Origin of the sequence: Bacillus sp. PS196 (assembly GCF_037963555.1) — a bacterium.
Classification (GTDB): Bacteria; Bacillota; Bacilli; order Bacillales; family Bacillaceae; genus Bacillus; species Bacillus subtilis.
In genome coordinates this window covers 668,731-690,564 of the sequence record NZ_CP150159.1, presented here as the reverse complement: position 1 = coordinate 690,564, position 21,834 = coordinate 668,731, and the positions used below count along the sequence as shown (strand labels likewise).

20 protein-coding genes and 2 riboswitches are annotated in these 21,834 nt (G+C 45.8%); of the genes, 2 read left to right on the top strand and 18 right to left on the bottom strand.

Features of this window, described 5'->3' with window-relative positions:
- Positions 1 to 63: 63 nt before the first annotated feature.
- From purF to mneS, 18 genes are all read right to left on the bottom strand, one after another.
- On the bottom strand, positions 64 to 1,494 hold the full coding sequence (gene purF, locus NST79_RS03635) for an amidophosphoribosyltransferase (protein WP_116316336.1): 1,431 nt from the start codon (positions 1,492 to 1,494) through the stop codon (positions 64 to 66).
- Complete coding sequence (gene purL, locus NST79_RS03630; protein ID WP_212060013.1) at positions 1,470 to 3,698, bottom strand: phosphoribosylformylglycinamidine synthase subunit PurL; 2,229 nt, start codon at positions 3,696 to 3,698, stop codon at positions 1,470 to 1,472. Before purL ends, purF begins: the two co-directional genes overlap by 25 nt.
- Positions 3,682 to 4,365 (bottom strand): phosphoribosylformylglycinamidine synthase subunit PurQ, encoded by a 684-nt coding sequence (purQ, locus tag NST79_RS03625; protein WP_116316334.1) that lies wholly within the window; start codon positions 4,363 to 4,365, stop codon positions 3,682 to 3,684. Before purQ ends, purL begins: the two co-directional genes overlap by 17 nt.
- Positions 4,362 to 4,616, bottom strand: a complete 255-nt coding sequence (gene purS / locus NST79_RS03620) for a phosphoribosylformylglycinamidine synthase subunit PurS (RefSeq protein WP_003219409.1) — start codon at positions 4,614 to 4,616, stop codon at positions 4,362 to 4,364. The genes purQ and purS overlap by 4 nt, the downstream gene beginning before the upstream one ends.
- Positions 4,609 to 5,334, bottom strand: a complete 726-nt coding sequence (gene purC, locus NST79_RS03615) for a phosphoribosylaminoimidazolesuccinocarboxamide synthase (protein WP_116316333.1) — start codon at positions 5,332 to 5,334, stop codon at positions 4,609 to 4,611. The genes purS and purC overlap by 8 nt, the downstream gene beginning before the upstream one ends.
- Before the next feature lie 73 nt (positions 5,335 to 5,407).
- On the bottom strand, positions 5,408 to 6,703 hold the full coding sequence (gene purB, locus NST79_RS03610; protein ID WP_029726598.1) for an adenylosuccinate lyase: 1,296 nt from the start codon (positions 6,701 to 6,703) through the stop codon (positions 5,408 to 5,410).
- Complete coding sequence (gene purK / locus NST79_RS03605; protein ID WP_212060014.1) at positions 6,700 to 7,842, bottom strand: 5-(carboxyamino)imidazole ribonucleotide synthase; 1,143 nt, start codon at positions 7,840 to 7,842, stop codon at positions 6,700 to 6,702. The genes purB and purK overlap by 4 nt, the downstream gene beginning before the upstream one ends.
- Positions 7,835 to 8,323 (bottom strand): 5-(carboxyamino)imidazole ribonucleotide mutase, encoded by a 489-nt coding sequence (purE, locus tag NST79_RS03600; RefSeq protein WP_041056904.1) that lies wholly within the window; start codon positions 8,321 to 8,323, stop codon positions 7,835 to 7,837. The genes purK and purE overlap by 8 nt, the downstream gene beginning before the upstream one ends.
- A gap of 141 nt (positions 8,324 to 8,464) precedes the next feature.
- Positions 8,465 to 8,566, bottom strand: a riboswitch (purine riboswitch).
- Positions 8,567 to 8,645: 79 nt separating this feature from the next.
- Positions 8,646 to 8,843, bottom strand: a complete 198-nt coding sequence (locus tag NST79_RS03595) for an NETI motif-containing protein (protein ID WP_003219403.1) — start codon at positions 8,841 to 8,843, stop codon at positions 8,646 to 8,648.
- Positions 8,843 to 9,397 (bottom strand): DUF5698 domain-containing protein, encoded by a 555-nt coding sequence (locus tag NST79_RS03590; protein ID WP_015482896.1) that lies wholly within the window; start codon positions 9,395 to 9,397, stop codon positions 8,843 to 8,845. Before NST79_RS03590 ends, NST79_RS03595 begins: the two co-directional genes overlap by 1 nt.
- A 213-nt stretch (positions 9,398 to 9,610) precedes the next feature.
- The gene (locus NST79_RS03585; RefSeq protein ID WP_003244066.1) at positions 9,611 to 9,778 is read right to left on the bottom strand and encodes a Fur-regulated basic protein FbpA; all 168 of its coding nucleotides are present in this window, start codon (positions 9,776 to 9,778) and stop codon (positions 9,611 to 9,613) included.
- 158 nt (positions 9,779 to 9,936) lie between these two features.
- Complete coding sequence (locus NST79_RS03580; RefSeq protein WP_208556631.1) at positions 9,937 to 10,740, bottom strand: hypothetical protein; 804 nt, start codon at positions 10,738 to 10,740, stop codon at positions 9,937 to 9,939.
- Between the two features lie 210 nt (positions 10,741 to 10,950).
- Positions 10,951 to 12,273, bottom strand: coding sequence for a hypoxanthine/guanine permease PbuG (pbuG, locus tag NST79_RS03575; RefSeq protein ID WP_021481311.1), 1,323 nt, complete (start codon positions 12,271 to 12,273; stop codon positions 10,951 to 10,953).
- Between the two features lie 135 nt (positions 12,274 to 12,408).
- Positions 12,409 to 12,510: riboswitch (purine riboswitch) on the bottom strand.
- 143 nt (positions 12,511 to 12,653) lie between these two features.
- A complete protein-coding gene (gene guaA / locus NST79_RS03570) occupies positions 12,654 to 14,195 on the bottom strand; it encodes a glutamine-hydrolyzing GMP synthase (RefSeq protein ID WP_003244399.1) in 1,542 nt (513 codons plus the stop codon).
- 162 nt (positions 14,196 to 14,357) lie between these two features.
- Entirely contained in the window at positions 14,358 to 16,571 is a 2,214-nt protein-coding gene (locus NST79_RS03565; RefSeq protein ID WP_212060016.1) for a DUF4129 domain-containing transglutaminase family protein, read from the bottom strand.
- Between the two features lie 21 nt (positions 16,572 to 16,592).
- Positions 16,593 to 17,789, bottom strand: coding sequence for a DUF58 domain-containing protein (locus NST79_RS03560; RefSeq protein WP_212060024.1), 1,197 nt, complete (start codon positions 17,787 to 17,789; stop codon positions 16,593 to 16,595).
- Positions 17,789 to 18,751, bottom strand: coding sequence for a MoxR family ATPase (locus tag NST79_RS03555; protein WP_161476412.1), 963 nt, complete (start codon positions 18,749 to 18,751; stop codon positions 17,789 to 17,791). The genes NST79_RS03560 and NST79_RS03555 overlap by 1 nt, the downstream gene beginning before the upstream one ends.
- 349 nt (positions 18,752 to 19,100) lie before the next feature.
- The gene (gene mneS / locus NST79_RS03550; protein WP_212060026.1) at positions 19,101 to 19,973 is read right to left on the bottom strand and encodes a cation diffusion facilitator family transporter; all 873 of its coding nucleotides are present in this window, start codon (positions 19,971 to 19,973) and stop codon (positions 19,101 to 19,103) included.
- A gap of 73 nt (positions 19,974 to 20,046) precedes the next feature.
- Between mneS and NST79_RS03545 the strand changes: the two genes are divergently transcribed.
- Together NST79_RS03545 and gabP are read left to right on the top strand one after the other, a co-directional pair.
- The gene (locus tag NST79_RS03545) at positions 20,047 to 20,334 is read left to right on the top strand and encodes a hypothetical protein (protein WP_212060028.1); all 288 of its coding nucleotides are present in this window, start codon (positions 20,047 to 20,049) and stop codon (positions 20,332 to 20,334) included.
- 37 nt (positions 20,335 to 20,371) lie between these two features.
- Positions 20,372 to 21,781, top strand: a complete 1,410-nt coding sequence (gene gabP, locus NST79_RS03540; protein WP_003233998.1) for a GABA permease — start codon at positions 20,372 to 20,374, stop codon at positions 21,779 to 21,781.
- Positions 21,782 to 21,834: the final 53 nt, after the last annotated feature.

Below are 21,834 nucleotides of genomic sequence, written 5' to 3'. Positions count from 1 at the left end.
CCCGAACGAGGGCAGAAAGAGAAAGGCAGCCGAACTGCGCTGCCTTTATGTCATTTTCAAGTTTTATTTGGTTAATACTGCTTCTTTTACGTGAGGAAGCACTGTATCCTGGTAAATTTCAGTCGGATATTTTCCTGTAAAGCAAGCGAGACACTGTCCGCAATTCGAGTCATCGTATTTTCTGCCGATGCCTTTCAGCAGCCCTTCCACACTCAAAAATGAGAGGGTATCGGCTCCGATTTCCTGACGGATTTCTTCAACAGAATGCGAAGACGCGATTAATTCTTCATGTGTGGACGTATCAATGCCGTAAAAGCACGGATGAGCGATCGGCGGTGAACTGATTTTCACATGCACCTCTGTCGCACCCGCTTCTCTAAGCATCGTGACAATCCGGCGGCTAGTTGTTCCGCGTACGATAGAGTCATCCACCATCACGACGCGTTTGCCTTCTACAACCCCGCGCACCGCAGACAGCTTCATTCTGACGCCTTGCTCACGCAGAGCCTGGGACGGCTGAATAAACGTTCTGCCGACATAGCGGTTTTTGATTAAACCGAGCTCATACGGAATGCCTGTTGCCTCTGCATAGCCGATCGCCGCAGAAATACTGGAATCCGGAACCCCGGTTACGACGTCAGCTTCAACTGCGGATTCTTGAGCCAGCATTTTTCCAAGGTTTTTACGGGCACTGTGTACGTTAATACCGTCAATATTGCTGTCTGGTCTGGAGAAATAAATGTACTCCATGCTGCAAATGGAACGGTTGATATTCATGGAAAAACGCTCTGATTTCATTCCTTCATCATTAATGATCAGCATTTCTCCCGGCTCTACCTCGCGAAGGTACGTTGCGCCGACGACGTCAAATGCGCATGTTTCTGATGCGACCACATAAGCGTCGCCCATCATGCCGATGGATAGCGGTCTCAGCCCGTTTGGATCAAGTGCGACAATCATTTCTGTTTCGGTCATGATCAGGAACGCGTAGGCGCCTTTCAGCATAGAAAGCGAGTTTTTAATTTGGTCCTTCAGCGTGAAATGTCCGCTTCTTTTGATCAGGTGAGCCAAAACCTCTGTATCCGAAGAGGTTTGAAAAATGCTCCCTTGATTTTCGAGCTGCTGCTTCAGCTGAGTGGCGTTGACAAGGTTTCCGTTATGAGCAAGCGCCAGGCTGCCGTTGTTTTGGGAACGGAAGAGGAGCGGCTGAACATTTTCGTATCCGCCGCCTCCAGCCGTTGCGTACCGAACGTGCCCGATAGCGCCTTTTCCCTTTACTTTGCTGAGCTCGCCATTTTGAAATACTTCAGTGATCAGCCCTTGGCCTTTGTGCGCCGTCAGTTTTTGACCATCAGTCGCTACGATGCCCGCACCCTCCTGTCCTCGGTGCTGAAGGCTATGGAGACCGTAATAAGTGATCTGCGGGGCTTCTTCATGTCCCCAAATCCCAAAAACGCCGCATTCTTCATTTAAGCCTTTGATTTCAGCAAGCATGGGATAGCTCCTTTCCATGCGCGTTCAAGCTCTTTCGTTTGCGCATGAATCATTTGTTGTCCGTCTTGGTTTTGAATCGCCAGAATTCCGTCAGCCGTTACCTCACCAATATGAACCGCATCTTTGACAGTTGCTTCAAACGCTTCTTGGTGTTCTTTTTTCACTGAAACGACGAAGCGGGATTGAGATTCAGAGAATAATAATGCCGCTCCCCCTTCTACAGTCACATTAGCGCCAAGGTTTTCCGTCGTCATGACACTTTCCGCAATCGCTACGCCTAAGCCGCCTTCAGACACATCATGCGCAGATTGAACGAAGCTTTTTTTAATCGCGTCAAGCAGTGCTCTTTGGCGTGACAGCTCGACATCAAGATCGATTTGCGGCGCTTTGCCGTAAATGCGGCCTTCAGTCATTTTTTGCAGCTCGCTTCCGGCAAACTCTGGTTTTGTTTCGCCGATCACGTATACGAGATCTCCCGCTTGCTTGAAATGCTGTGTTGTAATGTGTGCTGTATCTTCAATTAAGCCGACCATGCCGATAACTGGTGTCGGATAGATTGCCGTGCCGTTTGATTCGTTATAAAGCGATACGTTACCGCCGATAACCGGTGTGCTGAGAACATTGCACGCTTCGCTTATGCCGTCTGCCGCTTTTTCGATCTGCCAGAAGATTTCCGGCTTCTCCGGGTTTCCGAAGTTAAGGTTATCTGTGACCGCAAGCGGTTCTGCACCTGAGCAAATGATGTTGCGGGCTGCTTCAGCGACAGCAATTTTCCCGCCGACTTCAGGATCAAGATAGAGATAACGCGCGTTACAGTCTGTCGTCATCGCCAGCGCCTTTTTCGTTCCGCGGATTCTGAGAACACCGGCATCAGACCCGGGAGCAACAACTGTATTCGTGCGCACCATGTAGTCATACTGGTCGTAAACCCACTCTTTACTTGCGATCGTCGGCTGCTGAAGAAGGGCCTTCAGCGTTTCATTCGCATCTTCAATTTGCGGAGCCGGAACGTCCGTTTCCAAAAACTCGCGATAGTAAGCAGGCTCTTGAGAAGGCTTATGGTAAACCGGTGCTTCTTCTGCCAAGGCATCAACAGGCAGCTCGCACACAACCTCTCCTTTATGTGTCAGGCGAAGCATTTTATCATCTGTCACATGCCCGACAGAAACCGCTTCAAGATCGTACTTGTCAAAAATATCGATGATTTCCTGCTCACGTCCGCGCTCAATAACCAAAAGCATCCGTTCTTGTGATTCAGAAAGCATCATTTCATACGCGGTCATGCCTGTTTCGCGCTGAGGAATCAGGTCAAGGTTCATTTCAATGCCAGAACCGGCTTTACTTGCCATTTCTGCACTTGAGCTTGTTAACCCGGCAGCTCCCATATCCTGAATGCCGACTAAGGCGTCGCATTGGATGACTTCCAGACATGCTTCAAGCAAAAGCTTCTCCATAAACGGATCGCCGACTTGGACAGCAGAACGCTTTTCTTCAGACGAGTCTGACATTTCTTCAGAAGCAAACGTAGCGCCGTGGATGCCGTCACGCCCTGTTTTCGCTCCTACGTACATTACTGTGTTGCCGACACCCTTCGCCTGGCCTTTTTTGATGTCTTCATGATTGATTAAACCGACGCACATTGCGTTGACGAGCGGATTTCCTTCATAGCTGCTGTCAAACTGCACTTCTCCGCCGACTGTCGGGATGCCGATACAGTTGCCGTATCCGGCGATACCCGCTACTACTTCTTCAAACAAGTACTTCACGCGGGGTGAAGTCAGTTCACCAAATCGAAGAGAGTTCAATACAGCGATTGGACGGGCACCCATTGAGAATACATCACGGATAATTCCGCCTACGCCAGTCGCAGCGCCTTGGTAAGGCTCGAGAGCTGATGGGTGGTTATGTGATTCAATTTTGAACACAACCGCTTGGTTATCACCGATATCAACGATTCCGGCGCCTTCTCCTGGCCCCTGCAGCACACGCTCACCGCTTGTCGGGAATTTACGCAGAATCGGCTTTGAGTTTTTATAGCTGCAATGCTCAGACCACATGACAGAAAAAATTCCGATTTCTGTGTAGTTCGGCAATCTTCCAAGAATGGATTCTATCAATGCAAACTCATCATCACTGACACCCATTTGCTGATACAGTTTCTCTTCTTTTATTTGTTCTTTACTTGGTTCAAGCAGTAGTGACATGAGTTTCCCTCCAATTTTTCACGATAGACTGGAACAATTTAAGACCGTCGGCGCTTCCAAGCAGTTTATCGACCGCGCGCTCAGGGTGAGGCATCATGCCTAATACATTGCCTTTCTCATTCACGACACCGGCAATGTCGCTGACACTTCCATTAATATTAGAGCCGTATGTGAAAGCAATTTGATTGTTTTCCTTTAATGTAGCAAGCGTCTCGTCATCACAGTAGAAATTCCCTTCACCATGGGCAACCGGGATTGTAATCGATTCTCCCTTTTCGTAGGAAGCTGTGAATAAGGTTTCGTCGTTCTGAACAATCAATTCAACCGGACGGCAAATGAACTTCAGATCTTTGTTGCGTCTCATTGCGCCTGGCAGCAGCCCAAGCTCCTGTAAAATCTGGAATCCGTTACAGACGCCAAGAACAGGTTTTCCTTCAGCCGCTGCTTGTTTGACAGCTGGCATAATATTCGCAAATCGGGCGATGGCGCCGCATCTTAAGTAATCGCCGTAAGAAAATCCTCCCGGAATTAACACGCCGTCGAAGCCGTCAAGACTTGTTTCCTCATGCCAGACGTATTCCACTTCATGGCCGAGCTCATCCTTTACAGCATGATACATATCGATATCACAGTTGGAGCCGGGTAACACAATCACCGCAAATTTCACTGTGCGACTACCTCCTCAACCTCATATCTGTAATCTTCAATCACTGTGTTCGCAAGAAGTTTTTCGCACATTTCTTTCACTAGCACGTCAAGATCACGGTCAGATTTTTCAATGGTAAGCTCCATGTATTTCCCGATGCGCACATCTTGAACTTCGTTGTAAGTCATACTGTGCAAGGCATGCTGGACAGCGCTCCCTTGTGGATCAAGTACACTTTCTTTTAAGCTGACATAAACTTTTACTTTATACATGATGAATGCCTCCCAGTCTTTTGAAAATCTCTTCGTATGCGTCGGTTAAGCTTCCCAGATTGCGTCTGAATAAATCTTTGTCCAGCTTTTCGTCCGTATCTTTATCCCACAAGCGGCATGTGTCAGGAGAAATTTCATCCGCCAAAAGCACTTGCCCTTCTGCATCTAAACCGAATTCAAGCTTGAAATCTATTAATCTGACATGGCAATCGTCGAAAATGCTTTGAAGCTCCTCATTTACTGTTTTTGTAATGGACTTAATGGTTTCTACCTGCTCAGGAGTCGCCGCTTTCAAAAGCCAAATATGATCTTCTGTGATGAGCGGATCACCCAGCGCGTCATCCTTGTAGTAAAACTCGATAATCGGCTGCTCAAGCTCCGTGCCTTCTGGGATGCCGAGACGTTTGGACATGCTTCCTGCCACAACATTTCTGACCACGACTTCAAGCGGCACAATCGTTACCTTTTGAATGAGCTGTTCCGTTTCCGAAATGCGCTCGATAAAGTGATTGTTAATGCCCTTTGCATGAAGGTGTTTGAAAATTAAGCTTGAAATCTCGTTATTTAAGCGCCCTTTCCCGCTGATTTCTGCTTTTTTCTCGCCGTTAAAGGCAGTAGCGGAGTCTTTATACACGACATACAGCGTGTTTTCGTCATCGGTTTTGTAGATCTTTTTTGCTTTTCCTTCGTATAAAAGTTCATTCTTCACAATATTCACGGAAGGCCTCCTAACCCGAATGTTGGGAATTTTCAAACAGCGGCGACATAGAAGAAGCCGCTAAAAGCTTCTTCTATGCTAAACCTAAACGTTCAAAGATCAGATCAACATTTTTCAGATGGTAATTGTAATCAAAGCAGTCAGCAATTTTTTCCGGAGAAAGACGTGACGTGATTTTCTCTTCCGCTTCCACAAGTTCGCGGAACGGCACTTGTTTTTCCCACGCTTCCATTGCTTTCGGCTGAACAGTATCATAGGCTTCTTCACGTGTAAGGCCTGTGTCAATCAAAGCAAGCAGCACACGCTGAGAATAGATAAGGCCGAGAGTGCGGTCCATGTTGCGCTTCATGTTTTCCGGGAAGACCGTTAAGTTCTTCACAATGTTAGAGAAGCGGTTCAGCATGTAGTTCAGCGCAATTGTCGCATCCGGAAGAATAATCCGTTCTGCTGAAGAATGAGAAATATCGCGCTCATGCCATAATGGAACATTTTCGTAAGCTGTCATCATGTAGCCGCGGATCACGCGCGCCATGCCTGTCATGTTTTCAGAGCCAATCGGATTTCGTTTATGCGGCATTGCAGATGAACCCTTTTGCCCTTTCGCGAAAAATTCCTCAACTTCACGTGTTTCACTCTTTTGCAATCCGCGGATTTCCACAGCGAATTTCTCGATGCTTGTCGCGATCAAAGCAAGTGTTGCCATATAGTCAGCATGGCGGTCACGCTGAAGGGTTTGAGTGGAAATTGGTGCTGCTTTCAATCCGAGCTTCTCACAGACATATTGCTCAACAAATGGATCAATGTTCGCATATGTGCCGACAGCGCCGGAAATCTTTCCAACCTCGATGCCTGCTTTCGCTTGTTTGAAGCGCTCAAGATTACGTTTCATTTCTTCATGCCAAAGCGCAAGTTTTAAGCCGAAAGTTGTAGGCTCAGCGTGTACGCCGTGCGTGCGCCCCATCATGACTGTGTATTTATGTTCTTTCGCTTTTTCTTTTATAATGTCAACAAATCTCTCAAGATCCTTGAGCAGAATATCGTTTGCCTGTTTTAATAAGTAGGAAAGGGCAGTATCAACAACGTCAGTTGACGTTAATCCGTAGTGCACCCATTTTCTTTCTTCGCCCAGTGATTCGGAAACGGCGCGTGTAAAAGCGACAACGTCATGGCGCGTGTCCTGTTCGATTTCTAAAATGCGGTTGATGTCAAATGACGCGTTTTCGCGCATCAGCTTTACGTCTTCTTTTGGAATAACGCCAAGCTCCGCCCACGCTTCACAGGCAAGAATTTCAACCTCTAACCATGCTTGAAATCTGTTTTCATCCGTCCAAATCGCGGACATTTCAGGTCTTGAATAACGTTCGATCATTCTGCTTGTCCTCCGTCTCTATTCATCCATTGATTTGTGATCTCCTGAATCCATTCGTCTTCAGGCTGCTTCATAAATGTAATATGCCCCATTTTGCGGCCTTTTTTGATTTCATGTTTCCCGTATATATATAGCTTTGCCTCTTTTAAAAGCTCCGGGTCTTCCTCAACAAGCTTTACTTCATCGCCGAGAAGATTCACCATCATGCCCGGCTTCAGCAAATCTGTCTTCCCAAGCGGAAGCCCGCATACCGCTCTGATATGCTGCTCAAACTGGCTCGTCTCGCAAAGGTCCAGCGTATAATGCCCAGAATTGTGCGGTCTTGGCGCCAGTTCATTGACCAAAAGCTCTCCGTCCTCTGTCAGAAACATCTCAACAGCAAGGGGTCCGACAAGGTTAAGCTCATCGGCAAGCTTAACGGCCAGCTCTGCAGCCTTCTGCTGAATCTCTTCCCCGACCCGTGCAGGCACAATGCTTTGGAAAAGAATATTGTTGTGGTGAATGTTTTCAGCTGCCGGAAATGTTGAGATTTCACCGTTTACCGATCTAACGACGATCACCGACAGTTCCATTTTAAAAGAAACCCAGCTTTCAAGAATGCAGATTCCGTGTTCTAACAGAGCGGCTGCCTGCTCCATTTGCGCCTCTTCTTTTATCACAAATTGCCCTTTGCCGTCATACCCGCCGCGGCATGTTTTCAGCACTGCCGGAAGCCCGAGCTCCTGAACAGCCTGCTTCAATTCATTCTTTGTTTTGACGATGCTGTACGGTGCGACTTCACAGCCCGCGGATTGAATTGCTTTTTTCTCTGTTTCACGGTTTTGGGTAATGAGCAGCAGCTCACTTCCTTGCGGGAGATACGCATGATCTTTTAGCCAATGCAGCGCATCATAGTCGATGTTTTCAAACTCATATGTGATGATATCGCTGATTTCAGCCAATTTTCGAATCGCTTCACGGTCATTATAATGAGCGGTAATTTCGATATCCGCAACCTGCCCGCACGGCGAATCTTTCACCGGATCAACGACCGCGACTTTATACCCCATTTGTTTGGCGGACACAGCCATCATTTTCCCAAGCTGGCCGCCGCCGATAATGCCGATTACAGCTCCCGGATAGATGATTTGTTTAGACAAGCCGATCACTGCTTTCTAACACTGTCTGTTTTGTATTTTCTCTTCTCTCATCCAGCTTACGGGCAAGGTCTTCGTCAAATGCTGACAAAATTTGCGCCGCTAACAGGCCTGCGTTCACAGCACCCGCTTTGCCGATGGATGTTGTCGCAACAGGCACGCCTCCAGGCATTTGGACGATGGAAAGAAGTGAATCCATTCCGTTCAGCGCCTTAGACTGAACCGGAACTCCAATGACTGGCAGTGTTGTTTTCGCAGCCGTCATCCCTGGCAGATGCGCCGCTCCTCCGGCACCGGCAATAATCACCTTGATGCCTCTTTCTCTAGCAGTTTCAGCATATTCAAACATGAAATCAGGCGTCCGGTGAGCGGAAACGACCTTTTTTTCGTACGGAACATTGAGTTCGTCAAGTATGTCGCATGCGTGTTTCATTGTCTCCCAATCGGAAGTGCTTCCCATGATGATTCCTACTAGCGGCTGCATTCTGTTCCCCACCTTCTAATGCTTTTGTTTTCAGAAAATAAAAAATACCCGCTCTGCATTGCACTTATGAGGAAGCAATACAAACCGGGCATGGTACATGTATCGTCAGTCGTTCGCTTCTGCGATATATCCATGTCAGTTTTATCGATCACTTTCCTGCATAGTCCGGCAATTTACGGTTGCCGGGTAGAAACTTATGGGCCATATTCCCAAGATTATATGAGGTCGTGTTTTGATTTCATGTTTATCTTAACAACGGACATGGATAATGTCAACGATATTATCGAACGATACAAAAATTCATTCTACTAATGTTCGTGTTTTAGATCAATTTCCCTTCAAATACGATTTTTTTCCCGCACGGAACGATCTGAATTGACCCATTTTCCTTTTTTTCCATAAAAATAGGCTCTTCCATTCGCCTTACAGGCAGATATCCTTCTTCTTTCATTTGCTGAAGCACCGCATCAATCGTTTGCTGCTCTGTCACTTCAAACTTTTTCTTCTTCGGCTTTGCCATTATTCTTTAATTCTCCTCTTTTTCACCGCTTTGACCCAGAAGCCGCCGTGGATTGTTTTTGGTTCGTACGCAATAATAAAGGCTTTTGAATCAAGTGTTTTAATCGTATCATATAGCTGGAGTTCATATTTTCTCGGCGTCAGGATCTGAAGGGCTGTGCGGTCGCCTTCAAGCCCGCCTGCCACCCAGTTTGTCACGCCGTAGCCTTTTTCACGGAGCTGCTTCGGAAGATCAAGATCGAGCTCCTTCGTAATCACATTGACCATAATATAGCCAAGCGCCAATTTTTCTTCTATTTTCATGCCGACAATTACGCCAAGACCGTAACCGAGCGCGTACGCGATCACATTTTGAATCTGGTCTAAGTTATCGAGCACCAGACTCAGTCCTGTCACATAAACCAGTATTTCAATCGTACTGATGCCGGCCGCTAAATAACGCTGTCCTTTCAGCGTTAAAATCATTCTTATCGTAAAAAATGACACATAGACAATATTAATAATGAGAATTATGAGAACCATGGCTATCCCATTTGATAAGATGGTTTGCATCATTTTATTCATCCCCCTACTCTTCAGCTTGCACAAAGCATTCATATTCTACTAGAGAAATGAGCCGTTTACAATCAGCTTCGCCCGTAAGCTTAAGCAAAATATTTCGACATGCTTTTATGAGTTGAACAGTAGTAGTTTACCCTCTTTCTCGCCTTTTCAAAATCAAAACAAAAAAGCCCGCTTTTCAGCAGACTCACCTCTTTATATCTATTGTCAGATCTCTTTTTTCATTTTCTGAAGGGACTTGTATTCTTTCTCAAGCTCACTCAGCGTGTAGTCCGCAAGCTGTTCCCCTCTTCCTTGATAAAATTCCGAGAGCAGTAATTTGGTTTTTAAAAATTGCTTCTTTTGGTTAATTGCTCGGCGAAGCACATCAGCCATGTCCATCATCCTCCTTAAACATAAAGGTTTTTGCGCTGGACGTTTTCAGCATTTTCCCCATCATACACGGGTTAATCCTACAAATCAACTATGTTTTTTAGATATATTTGTAAAAAGTGTGACATAAAAAAACCGGCTGCTTTGAGCCGGTTTTTTCATTAAAGCGGAATCAGCGACGCCGTAAAATATTCCGAAATAAACGGCCAAGTCACTGCCGTAAACAGCAGCGCTATCGCAACCACTGCCAATACACAATAGATATAATCAATTGGTGCATCTTGTGCCGCCTGGTACACACGCTGTACATACAGCGCGATGATAAAAAAGATGGAAAACAAGATCAGCACCGTAAACAGTACTGTCAGCATTGGGATATTTACAATCGCAAAGATCAGCCAAAGGATTGAAACAGCAATTACGGGTACAAGCAATGAACCCAATACGGCAGCCGCTTCTCTGAACGTCACCTTCTGCTTCATCATATAGCGGGAGACAGCCCATATAGCAAAGACCATTACCGCGAAAAAGATCAGCAAATACACAAGAACAACTAAAAACCCGTCATAGAAAGCATGATGGCGTTCTCCGAAACCGAGCGGCCGATTCCAGCTTGCCTTTAACTGAAACCAATTCCCAATTGAAAAAATGATACTGAATATAAGCATTGAAATCAGACCGTACTTATAATGAGAAAAACCATCCGTTACGACAGTTTTCGCCGGAGATTTTAAAATCGAGAACGCAAAACCGCAATATCTGTTGATGGCTGCCCAAACAGACGCAAGCTTGTCTTTAACAGTTGATTCACCGCGTTCCTGGCGCGGTTTCTGCTTTTGTTTTTGCTTCTGCTTGCTTTGCCGGCTCGCCTTTCTGGACATTCTCGATAGCGGTTCTTCATCTGCATCTATTCTTTCACTCTGGTTAATTTCTTCTTCAAACGTTTCTTTTCTTTCTTCCGTCATGTCAGCAACTCCTATCAAAAAAATACGGCGGAATACCATTCAGCAAGAAAATAAAACACTTATATAAGGTACCGAAGCCTTCCTGAACAGTCAAGTCATTTCCATTTAAGTAAAGCAAGGCGGCACATCTACATGACGGTATATCGTATGAAATGGTTTTATCTTTTGCAACAAAAAAACCAGCTGCCGGTGCAGCTGGTTTTTCATTCCTTATTTTAAGAAGATAAAGTACAGGATAAATACGACAAACAGCCCGTACATGATTGGATGAACCTCTTTTGCTTTTCCTTTGCACACCATCGTAATCGGATAGAAAATAAATCCGATGGCAATACCAGTCGCGATGCTGTACGTTAACGGCATCATGATCATGGTAAGGAAAGCAGGAACGGCCACTTCGAACTTATCCCAAGCGATTTTGCCAAGCGGCGCCACCATCAATGCACCAACGATAATAAGCGCCGGCGCTGTTACATTTGACGTAACGACTGATAGGAGCGGAGAGAAAAACGTAGCCAGTAAAAAGAGAATCCCTGTTACAATTGCGGCAAATCCTGAACGGGCACCCGCAGCGACACCTGAGCTTGATTCCACGTAAGAAGTTGTTGTAGACGTACCAAGCACGGCACCGATCACAATAGAAGATGAATCAGCTAAAAGCGCACGGCCTGCACGCGGCAATTTGTTTTCCTTCATTAAACCAGCTTGTGTCGCCACAGCAACAAGTGTACCAGCTGTATCAAAAAATCCGACAAATAAGAATGTTAAAATAACGATCAGCATTTGTACGGAGAAAATATCCGGGAGGTGAATCCACGCTTGTCCGAAAGTCGGCGCAAGGCTCGGCACACTGCCGACAATTTGAGTCGGAACCGGAACCAAACCGAAAATCATGCCGGCAACCGCTGTTAACAGCATCCCGATAAACACGCCTGCGTTCACGCGAAGCACCATTAAAATAACCGTGACAATCACACCGAAAATCGTTAACAGCACAGGACCGCTGTGAATGTTTCCGATCGTGACGAGCGTAGAAGGATTTGCAGTAATGATTCCTGAGCCTTGTAAGCCAACGAATGTAATAAACAGGCCGATCCCCGCACCGACTGCCAATTTCAGCTCAGGCGGAATGGCGTTGATGATTTTTTCACGAAAACCTGTTAAAGAAAGAGCAACGAAAATAAGACCTGAAATAAAAACACCGGACAAAGCTGCCTGCCATGAAATACCCATACCAAGGACAACAGAAAACGCAAAAAACGCGTTCAGCCCCATACCCGGCGCAATGGCAATCGGATATCTCGCTATTAATCCCATTAAGATACAGCCTGCTGCAGACGCCAGCGCTGTCGCCGTAAAGACCGCACCCTGGTCAATTCTCAGCGCCTCCGGAAAATCTTTCACGCTCTCCAAAGCAAGCGTAATCGGATTGACGAACAGAATATATGCCATAGATAAAAAAGTCGTTAATCCGCCAATGATTTCATTGCGATAGCTGGTGCCCAGCTCATCAAACTGAAAAAACGTTTTCAAGCTATTTGACTCCCTTCACTCTTTGCTATTTATTCTGTCCTGAAAACGCCAAATAAAAAACGTCCCAATACATTTTGGGACGCTTGACTACAGACGGATTTCAGTTCGAATAAATAAACGTGTTTTATTTATATCAAACGAAAGAAATGTTTACGTAGTCAAGCCATTTACGGTAGCTTGGTAGAGACTTGCGAGCCATATTCCCGCGATTATACGAATTCATCTTATTTGATTTCTGTGTCTATTGTACCAAGTTCATTTTGAAAAAACAATACAAAAAGCGAACAATAGTCACACAAAATCGGTTTTTGTTCGTAATAAACAAATAAAACCATCTTCCCGGCAAAATTGCCAAAAAGATGGTTTCCATTAATTGATTCTTATTCCCACTCAATCGTCGCAGGCGGCTTACTTGTAATATCGTACACCACGCGGTTAATGTGCTTCACTTCGTTTACGATACGTGTCGAAATGACTTCAAGCACATCCCACGGGATACGCGCCCAGTCTGATGTCATGCCGTCTATTGATGTAACGGCACGGATTCCGATTGTGTAATCATATGTTCTTGCGTCACCCATAACACCAACGCTGCGGATGTCAGGAAGAACAGTGAAGTATTGCCAGATATCACGCTCTAAGCCGTGATTTGCAATTTCTTCACGCAAGATTGCATCTGATTCACGAACGATTTCAAGTTTTTCTTCTGTTACTTCGCCAAGAACACGGATTCCGAGTCCCGGTCCTGGGAACGGCTGACGCCATACGATTTCATCCGGAATGCCGAGCTCTGTGCCAAGCGCGCGCACTTCGTCTTTGAAGAGCGTGTTTAACGGCTCGATCAGCTCAAACTGCATGTCTTCAGGAAGTCCGCCGACATTGTGGTGAGATTTGATCGTTTGCGCCGTTGCTGTACCGCTCTCGATGATATCTGTGTAAAGCGTACCTTGTGCAAGGTAGTCGATGCCTTTGAGCTTGTCCGCTTCATCATCAAACACGTAAATGAATTCATTACCGATGATTTTGCGTTTTTGTTCAGGATCAGAAACGCCTTTTAGTTTGTTTAAGAATCGATCTTTTGCGTCTACTTTAATCACATTCATGTTAAAGCCTTCGCTGAATGTTTTCATAACACCCTCAGCTTCGCCTTTACGGAGAAGACCATGGTCTACAAAGATACAAGTCAGCTGGTCGCCGATCGCTTTATGAATCAAAACAGCAACAACAGAGGAATCAACGCCGCCGCTTAGCGCGCAAAGAACCTGTTTGTCTCCGACCGTTTCACGGATTTTTTGCATTTCGATTTCGATAAAGTTCTCCATTGACCATTCGCCTTCGCATTCGCAAACACCGAATACAAAGTTTTTCAGAAGATCATTGCCGTATTCAGAGTGGCGCACTTCCGGGTGGAACTGAACGCCATACCATTTTTTGTCCGCTTTGCTCATTGCTGAGTTCGGGCAGTGATGGCTTGTCGCGTCAACAGTGAAGCCTTCAGGAACTTCTACAACCAAATCGCCGTGGCTCATCCAAACCACTTGTTCATTCGGAAGATCTCTGAACAAATCAGGTGTGCCTTCGATGCGGATGTTTGCTTTTCCGTATTCACGCTGGCTTGCCGCTTCAACTTTACCGCCAAGGTAATGAGTCATCAGCTGCATGCCGTAGCAAATTCCCAAAACAGGAATATCAAGCTCGAAGATTTTCTCGTCACAGCGGAAAGAGTTTTCATCATACACACTGTTTGGACCGCCGGATAAAATAATTCCTTTTGGATTCATTTTTTTAATTTCTTCAGCCGTCAATGTATGTGGATGCAGCTCGCTGTAAACACCGAATTCACGGATACGGCGTGTAATCAGCTGGTTATACTGACTGCCGAAATCAAGGACAAGAATCATTTCATTCACTAACTTTGTCATGGTTGTCACCTAATCTCCTCTAAGTTTTTTGACACAGAAAAAAACGAGGACAGATATGAAGCTCGCTCCGCCCTCTTTGGCAAGGCCGTTTGCCGGAGTCAGGCCAACTCGCTCCCAGACTCCGATAATATTCACTAATTCTAACAACACGTCGATAAGTGGTCAAGACCATCTTCTTTTAATTAAATTTTCCCATAACTCTCTCGAATCATTCCATAGCGCCGAAGAATCTTCATTTCTGTAAAGCGCCCTTTCATAGCTTAATGTCAGCTTTGACATGTCTTCTATGTCGTATTTTTCATCAATTCGTTTTGCATAATCACGCAGCGTTTCACTGTCTCGTTTCGGCAGTCCTTTTCTCTTCAGTTGTTTCAGCAGCGCGCCATATGCCTCAAAAAACGCGTGCTGATCACTGCGCCGCTTCAATTTCCTCACGGCGAAAACAGGAATCCATAACGAGCGGAAAACATACAGCAATACAGCTGCCACCAGGAGGACTGCAAGAACCGCAAGCGCTGCATACAAGCCCGCACCTGCATTGGTATGTGAAGCGGACGGCTTTTTAGAAACAGCTGGCTCCCGTTTTTCCTTTTGTTTTTCTTCTTTTTGCGGCTGTTTTTTCTCTTCTTTCTGTTTCTCTTGTGCTTTCTTCGGCGAGCTGCTGTTATCGCTGCCGGAGTCCTTTGTGTCAGAAGAAGTAAATTCAGCCGGATTTGTAAACCCTTTAGTCGGCTCAAATGTAACCCAGCCCTGTTCCGGGAAATACACCTCTACCCAGGAATGGGCATTGTTATTTGTCACTTCGTAAATGCTGCCATTTTTGTTCCCTGCTTCTTTGTATTCGCCGGACGTATAACCCTTTACCCAGCGGGCCGGAATGCCGGCCGAGCGCAAGAGCACCACCATGGCGGAAGAAAAGTTATCACAATAACCCATTTTCGTTTCAAAGAGAAATTGATCGACATAATCTTCATCATTCTTAGGAATGGTCACGTTTTCTGTTTCATAGGTGAACGCATTTGACCCTAAATAGTCCTCAACCGCTTTCACCTTATCAAACATATTGTCGTGATCCTGAGTCAGTTTGATCGCAAGGGTTCTCACCCGCTCTGGCAGTGAATCTGGAAGCTGCATGTAGCGATCGCTGAATGTGTACTCCTCACTGTTTTTTCTCACTTTTACCTTTCTCAGTTCATCCAGCTTATAGACCGGGGAATTGTACGTTACAGTATAATTCCCCATATTTCTGATTTCACCGGCTTGTTCACTGATCGGAGAAATTTGCTCCGTGTTGCCGTTCATTTCAAGTGAGACAGCCTGCTTTGGCTGAATGGTTTCCGCACCAATCGGATACATCAGATGGTTATACCCGTAGTGCTTATCGACTTTTACTCGGACGGTGCGGCGCTCTGTCGCAACCTTATGGTCAAACCACAGATTTTCAACTTTTCCATTGCTAAGCTGATACGACATGCCTGTGTCTGTTTCAATCCAGCCTTTTCCGGTATACGTGTCCTTCGTTTCCACACGGAAATACGTACGCTCTTTTCCCTGCCATGTAAAAACAGGTGTAGCATCCTGCTGGAACGGGCCGCCGAGTGATTCATCATGATTCCCGTATCCGATTTTGCTTTCCCCTGCAGACACGCGGTCTTGATGAGTGATTTTTTTAAGAAAAGGCACCGGATCAGGCCAGGCCGGCTCTGATTTTGGAGCGGCGAGTCCGAATCCCGTTGCAGCCAAAACCAATACAGATAAAGGAAGAAACCATTTCAGGACAGATGTTTTTGGCAGTGTGATTCTTTCCATCAGCTTAATGCGTTCCAAGTATAAAAGGCCCAGCATAAAGAAGCCGATCAGCACGATACGGATGACGGCAAAAGTGGCATCATATGGCGTAAAGGTATCAAGAATCGTAATATACGCTACTGTCATCAAAAAGAAAAACAAAATTTTTCTCTGGTAAATCACCCAATAATGCAGGAGATAGACCAGCAGCCACAGCAGCACAAAAAACAGCAGGGTCCGAAATGAAGGAATCATGTCATTCCATTGCCCAGATTGAATCAGCGTGATATTCAGATAGACATCCTGCAAAAAAGAGCTGACCCAGCTCAAGTCGAATATAGATCCTTGATAAAACAGGATGTGTATCGAGATCAATGTAAATATGACACAAAAAGGAACTGTGACAAACCACCTCATCCTGAAAAAAGTCAGCAGAAACGTCAAACCGATAAAGACACTAAAAAAGCCTGTATGTTTCGTTTCAGTAAAACTGTCAAGCGGCCTGAGCCACTCCCACAGCAATAAAAAAGCCAGAAAATAAAATAACAGCAAGCTCAAACGGCTTCCCTTGTGATCATCGTGCGGCATGTGAACCAGTCACCTCTCTTTCTAAACAACACGCGAAACTCGCCCGCCCCTCATGACCCGAACTCTGATTTGGCGTTTCATCATGCGTTCAATCATGGCATTTTCAGCTTGAGAGAGCTCAGCATCTTTCTCTTTTGCCAATATCACCGTAACCCGGCCGCCTCCTATTTCTGCGAGGTGCAGCATATCTTCCGTTAACTGTCCCGTGACAACAACTTGATCAGCTTGGCGAACAGATGGCTTTCCCAGCTCTTCCCGTGCATATCGGCTTATCGGGTCTGCCGCATCACAATGAGCGATGGCTAAATGCCGAAGCATGTGCTTAAAATGCTGATCCCCTTCCTGAATAGGGAAAATGTTTTTTTCCTTCCCGATGGAAGCCAGACCAGCACCCGCGCCGTTTTTTAAAACAGAATGAAGAATCGAAGCTGTCACTGAAACGACCTCTTCGAATGCGTCTGAGGAAAAACGGTCCATCAGCAGAAACAGATTTTTGCTGCGAGAAGGCTCAAATTCCTTCGTCATCAGCTGGCTCCGCCGTGCAGAGGTCTTCCAATCTAACGCAGCAAACCGGTCTCCCGGCTGATAATTCCGCACACTTGCTGCGACTGAGGAATGGTGCTGATGAATAGGAGAAGAACCGCTTACACCGTCTTCCTGATGCCTCTCATTCACCTGATAGGAAAAACGCTGAAAGAATGGATAAACAAACAGGGTGTCATCCAGCTCAAAAAATGCTGTTTTTTCAATCAAGCCAAGAACATCCCCGGTTCGCACCCTGACAGAATGAAAGTGATGCTCTCCGCGCGGTACCCGAGCTAATTCATACGACATCGTCATGCTCCGTTTAAACCAAGGAAAAACGAGCCGTTTGGCCGCGGCTCCGTCTCGATTTAATGACTCGATACCTTCTGGCAGGCAATCTTCAATCACCATATACATCAGGGGGAATGGCAGCTTTCTTCTCAGCGTAACCGTTACGCCCAGCCTGTCCCCGGCATGCGATTGTGTTTTATCCATTTGCCGTGAAGCCTGAAAAGAACGGAGCGGATACAAGGCCAGCAGCCCGGCATACAAGACAAAAGGGAGAAACGCGTAAAACAAAAACCAGCTGACAAAGCCGCCCTGAAACATCGCATAAGAAAAAACAGCAGCCGTCAATAAAGTTAATATAATCAGCTTCCAACCATATACGAGCCATTGCCATTTCTTATTCATCAGCGGACCGACGACCTTTGAACCGGCACCTTCACAGCTGACATGATCTCCCTTACGATCGCTTCTGCCTGAATCCCTTCAAATTTTGCCTCAGGATGAAGCATCATCCGGTGCGGCAGCGTGAAAGGAGCTAAATATTGAATATCATCCGGTATGACATAGTCGCGATGATGCAGCAGCGCGTATGCCTGTGCCGCTTTCATGAGGGCGATTGAGCCGCGCGGACTGACGCCTAATTGAACAGAAGGATGCTGTCTCGTTTTCTGCACAATTTCAACGATATATTCCTTAATGCTGTCATCAGCACGGACATTTTGCACTTCCCTCTGTAAACAGATGAAGTCTTCTTTTGCAATAACCGGCTCAAGCGTCTCAATCGGATGGCTTTTTTCCTGAAGAGATAAGACGTCAAGCTCTTCATTAAAGGACGGATAACCCATCCGAAGTTTGAATAAAAAACGGTCAAGCTGAGCTTCCGGCAAAGGATAGGTCCCTTCATATTCGACCGGGTTTTGCGTTGCCATCACAAAAAAAGGAGCGGCAAGCTGCATCGTATGGCCATCTACCGTGACGCTCCCCTCTTCCATTGCTTCGAGCAAAGCCGACTGTGTCTTCGGAGAGGTACGGTTGATTTCATCTGCCAGCACGATATTTCCCATAATTGGGCCGGGACGATATTCAAATTCCATCGTTTTCGCATTATAGATAGATACCCCTGTTACATCAGATGGCAGCAAATCCGGAGTGAATTGGATTCTTTTGAAATCGGCGCCGATTGACTTTGCCAGCGCGCGGACCATCATCGTTTTTCCGACTCCGGGTACATCCTCAAGCAGCACATGCCCTTTGGCAAGAAGGGCTGCTAAGCTGAGTATGGCGATGTCTCGTTTTCCAACCATTACTCTATTAATATGTTCAACTGCTTTCCCCAGCAAAGGATGCAGGTCTTCTTGATATGCCATTCTTTTCCTCCTAGTCATCTACAAAATTCATCATAATGTAACCTAACTTTACCACAAAAAGCAATCTGTATAAAAAAACGATTCAAGCAAATTGTTTCCAATAAAGCAGGGCAAATCACGCAAAAAAGCTTCCTGTGACAGGAAGCTCCAGATTGTTGACAAAATCCTAAAATGGCTTTCATTTTAGGGTTTTGTCATCTTTTCAGCGTGATTGAAAACCCTTGAAGTCTAGGAAGGACGAGCATAGGAGCGGAGCGAATGTTCTAATTCGTGAGCACCGAAGCGCAGACCTGACAACGAATGCGAGGGTTTGTCGACACGCTGAAGCTTCCTGTGACAGGAAGCTCCATTATTTGTGTTCTAAAGGCTCCATATGAACATGCGAATAATCAATCGCATGCTCCTCCTTCATTCTCCGCTCAATTTCATTGGCTATATCGTGGCTTTCCGTAATATTTAAATCTGCCGATACCTCAACCACCACATCAACATGAACCGTACTGCCCAAGTATCTTGCTTTTATGTCTTTTAAACGGCTCACACCGGAGATTTTTTCGATTGTCTGTTTATAAGCGGAAATGTCCTTTATGTCGAATCCATCTGTCAAAGAGTGAGATGACTCTTTAAAAATATCCCATGCGGTCTTGCAAATAAGCAGACCGATCACAAACGCAGTGACCGTATCAATCCAAGCAAGATGGAATTGAGCAGCCACAATGCCGATAAATGTGCCGATACTGACGAATGCGTCTGATTTATTATCAGCAGCCGCAGCAAGGAGCGCCTGGCTCTTCACCTTTTTAGCCAGCCTTTTATTGTACCGATAAACGATCAGCATCAGGACTGCCCCGCCCGCTGCCGTCCAAGCCGCAATCATTTCCGGCGTCTCTTGTTTAGCAGAAAAAATAGATTCTCCGGCACTGAACAGCACTTGCAGGCCGACAACCATCATAATAAACGATGCGATAAGCGATGCAATCGTTTCCGCTCGAAAGTGGCCGTATGGATGATCTTCGTCAGGAGGCTTTTGAGAGATGCGCAGGCCAATCAGCACAGCAACAGAAGCAATAATGTCAGTTGTGTTATTTAACCCGTCTGCCGTAAGTGCTTCCGAGTGAAAAAGATAACCGATGATCAGTTTAATTGCGGAAAGAACAAGATACGCGGCAATGCTGACCAGCGCCCCGGATTCTCCCTTTTTCAGTTCATCATATCTCTCCATACAAAACCTCCTCCCCGCTCACATTTTCCTATTATTATCTTACAAAGCTGAACCGCAGTGGGTCTACAGAAACATGATTCACCCGCCACAGAAAAATAGTGACGATGGAACACTTTTTCTCTCATCCAATTTATTTGCTCCGCCAAAAAGCCCATCAGATCCAATGACACCAGCGCTTCTCGCATTCTATCGAATTGTAAATAGTACAAAAAATCACACAGCAAATAAAAAACGAAACATTTTTTCCACACATTCGCTGAAAGCGCAAACAAAACACTACAAATTTGAAATAAAACGTTATATTTTCTCACATGAATTTTCGACAAACTGTATATTTATGATAGAGTTTCAATTATCATAATATTCAGTAATGATTGCATTTTAAAAGGAGGTAACTTATGAACCAATCTCAATCAGGATTAAAAAAGGAATTAAAGACCCGCCATATGACAATGATTTCGATTGCCGGTGTAATCGGAGCCGGCCTATTTGTAGGCAGCGGTTCAGTGATTCACTCGACCGGTCCGGGTGCCGTTGTTTCTTACGCGTTAGCCGGATTATTGGTGATTTTTATTATGAGAATGCTCGGTGAGATGTCTGCCGTAAACCCGACGAGCGGATCGTTTTCTCAATACGCTCACGACGCCATCGGACCGTGGGCAGGATTTACAATCGGCTGGCTGTACTGGTTTTTCTGGGTGATCGTCATCGCGATCGAAGCCATTGCCGGTGCTGGCATTATTCAATACTGGTTCCATGATATTCCGCTGTGGCTGACAAGTTTGATCTTGACCATTGTGCTCACCCTGACAAACGTCTACTCCGTTAAGTCTTTCGGTGAGTTTGAATATTGGTTCTCCCTCATTAAAGTTGTGACTATCATTGCTTTTCTAATCGTTGGTTTTGCCTTTATTTTTGGCTTTGCACCGGGCAGTGAGCCAGTCGGTTTTTCGAATCTTACAGGCAAAGGCGGATTTTTCCCGGAGGGCATCAGCTCCGTATTGCTCGGCATTGTCGTTGTCATTTTCTCTTTTATGGGAACTGAAATCGTTGCCATTGCAGCAGGGGAAACATCCAATCCGATCGAATCTGTGACAAAAGCCACCAGATCCGTTGTATGGCGCATCATCGTCTTTTACGTGGGCTCAATCGCCATTGTCGTAGCGCTGTTGCCATGGAATTCAGCAAATATTTTAGAAAGCCCTTTCGTCGCTGTACTTGAGCATATAGGAGTGCCCGCAGCCGCACAGATTATGAACTTTATCGTCCTCACAGCCGTACTCTCTTGCCTGAATTCAGGTTTGTATACCACATCCAGAATGCTGTATTCACTTGCAGAAAGAAACGAAGCGCCGCGCCGTTTTATGAAATTGAGCAAAAAAGGCGTTCCCGTACAAGCCATTGTGGCCGGGACATTTTTCTCTTATATCGCGGTCGTAATGAACTATTTTTCACCGGATACCGTCTTTTTATTCTTAGTCAACTCATCAGGCGCAATCGCTTTACTCGTCTATCTTGTCATCGCAGTTTCCCAGCTGAAAATGCGGAAAAAACTCGAAAAAACAAACCCAGAAGCATTGAAGATCAAAATGTGGCTCTTCCCTTTCCTAACCTACTTGACCATCATCGCCATTTGCGGAATTTTAGTGTCCATGGCGTTTATTGATTCCATGAGAGACGAGCTGCTGCTAACAGGCGTCATCACGGGAATCGTTCTGATTTCTTACCTTGTGTTCAGAAAACGCAAGGTGAGCGAGAAAGCGGCTGCCAACCCAGTCACACAGCAGCAACCCGATATCCTGCCTTAATGCTGATCAAATCCTAAACGGCCTGCCGTTTAGGATTTTGTTATTTTCTTCTT

Coding starts and splice junctions, on each gene's coding strand:
- mneS (WP_212060026.1), bottom strand. CDS start 19,973: ATGGAGAGATATGATGAACTGAAAAAGGGAGAATCCGGGGCGCTGGTC.
- purF (WP_116316336.1), bottom strand. CDS start 1,494: ATGCTTGCTGAAATCAAAGGCTTAAATGAAGAATGCGGCGTTTTTGGG.
- NST79_RS03580 (WP_208556631.1), bottom strand. CDS start 10,740: ATGACGGAAGAAAGAAAAGAAACGTTTGAAGAAGAAATTAACCAGAGT.
- NST79_RS03560 (WP_212060024.1), bottom strand. CDS start 17,789: ATGAATAAGAAATGGCAATGGCTCGTATATGGTTGGAAGCTGATTATA.
- gabP (WP_003233998.1), top strand. CDS start 20,372: ATGAACCAATCTCAATCAGGATTAAAAAAGGAATTAAAGACCCGCCAT.
- NST79_RS03595 (WP_003219403.1), bottom strand. CDS start 8,843: ATGGCAAAGCCGAAGAAGAAAAAGTTTGAAGTGACAGAGCAGCAAACG.
- NST79_RS03565 (WP_212060016.1), bottom strand. CDS start 16,571: ATGCCGCACGATGATCACAAGGGAAGCCGTTTGAGCTTGCTGTTATTT.
- NST79_RS03590 (WP_015482896.1), bottom strand. CDS start 9,397: ATGATGCAAACCATCTTATCAAATGGGATAGCCATGGTTCTCATAATT.
- purB (WP_029726598.1), bottom strand. CDS start 6,703: ATGATCGAACGTTATTCAAGACCTGAAATGTCCGCGATTTGGACGGAT.
- NST79_RS03545 (WP_212060028.1), top strand. CDS start 20,047: ATGATTCACCCGCCACAGAAAAATAGTGACGATGGAACACTTTTTCTC.
- NST79_RS03585 (WP_003244066.1), bottom strand. CDS start 9,778: ATGGCTGATGTGCTTCGCCGAGCAATTAACCAAAAGAAGCAATTTTTA.
- purS (WP_003219409.1), bottom strand. CDS start 4,616: ATGTATAAAGTAAAAGTTTATGTCAGCTTAAAAGAAAGTGTACTTGAT.
- purL (WP_212060013.1), bottom strand. CDS start 3,698: ATGTCACTACTGCTTGAACCAAGTAAAGAACAAATAAAAGAAGAGAAA.
- guaA (WP_003244399.1), bottom strand. CDS start 14,195: ATGACAAAGTTAGTGAATGAAATGATTCTTGTCCTTGATTTCGGCAGT.
- NST79_RS03555 (WP_161476412.1), bottom strand. CDS start 18,751: ATGGCATATCAAGAAGACCTGCATCCTTTGCTGGGGAAAGCAGTTGAA.
- purE (WP_041056904.1), bottom strand. CDS start 8,323: ATGCAGCCGCTAGTAGGAATCATCATGGGAAGCACTTCCGATTGGGAG.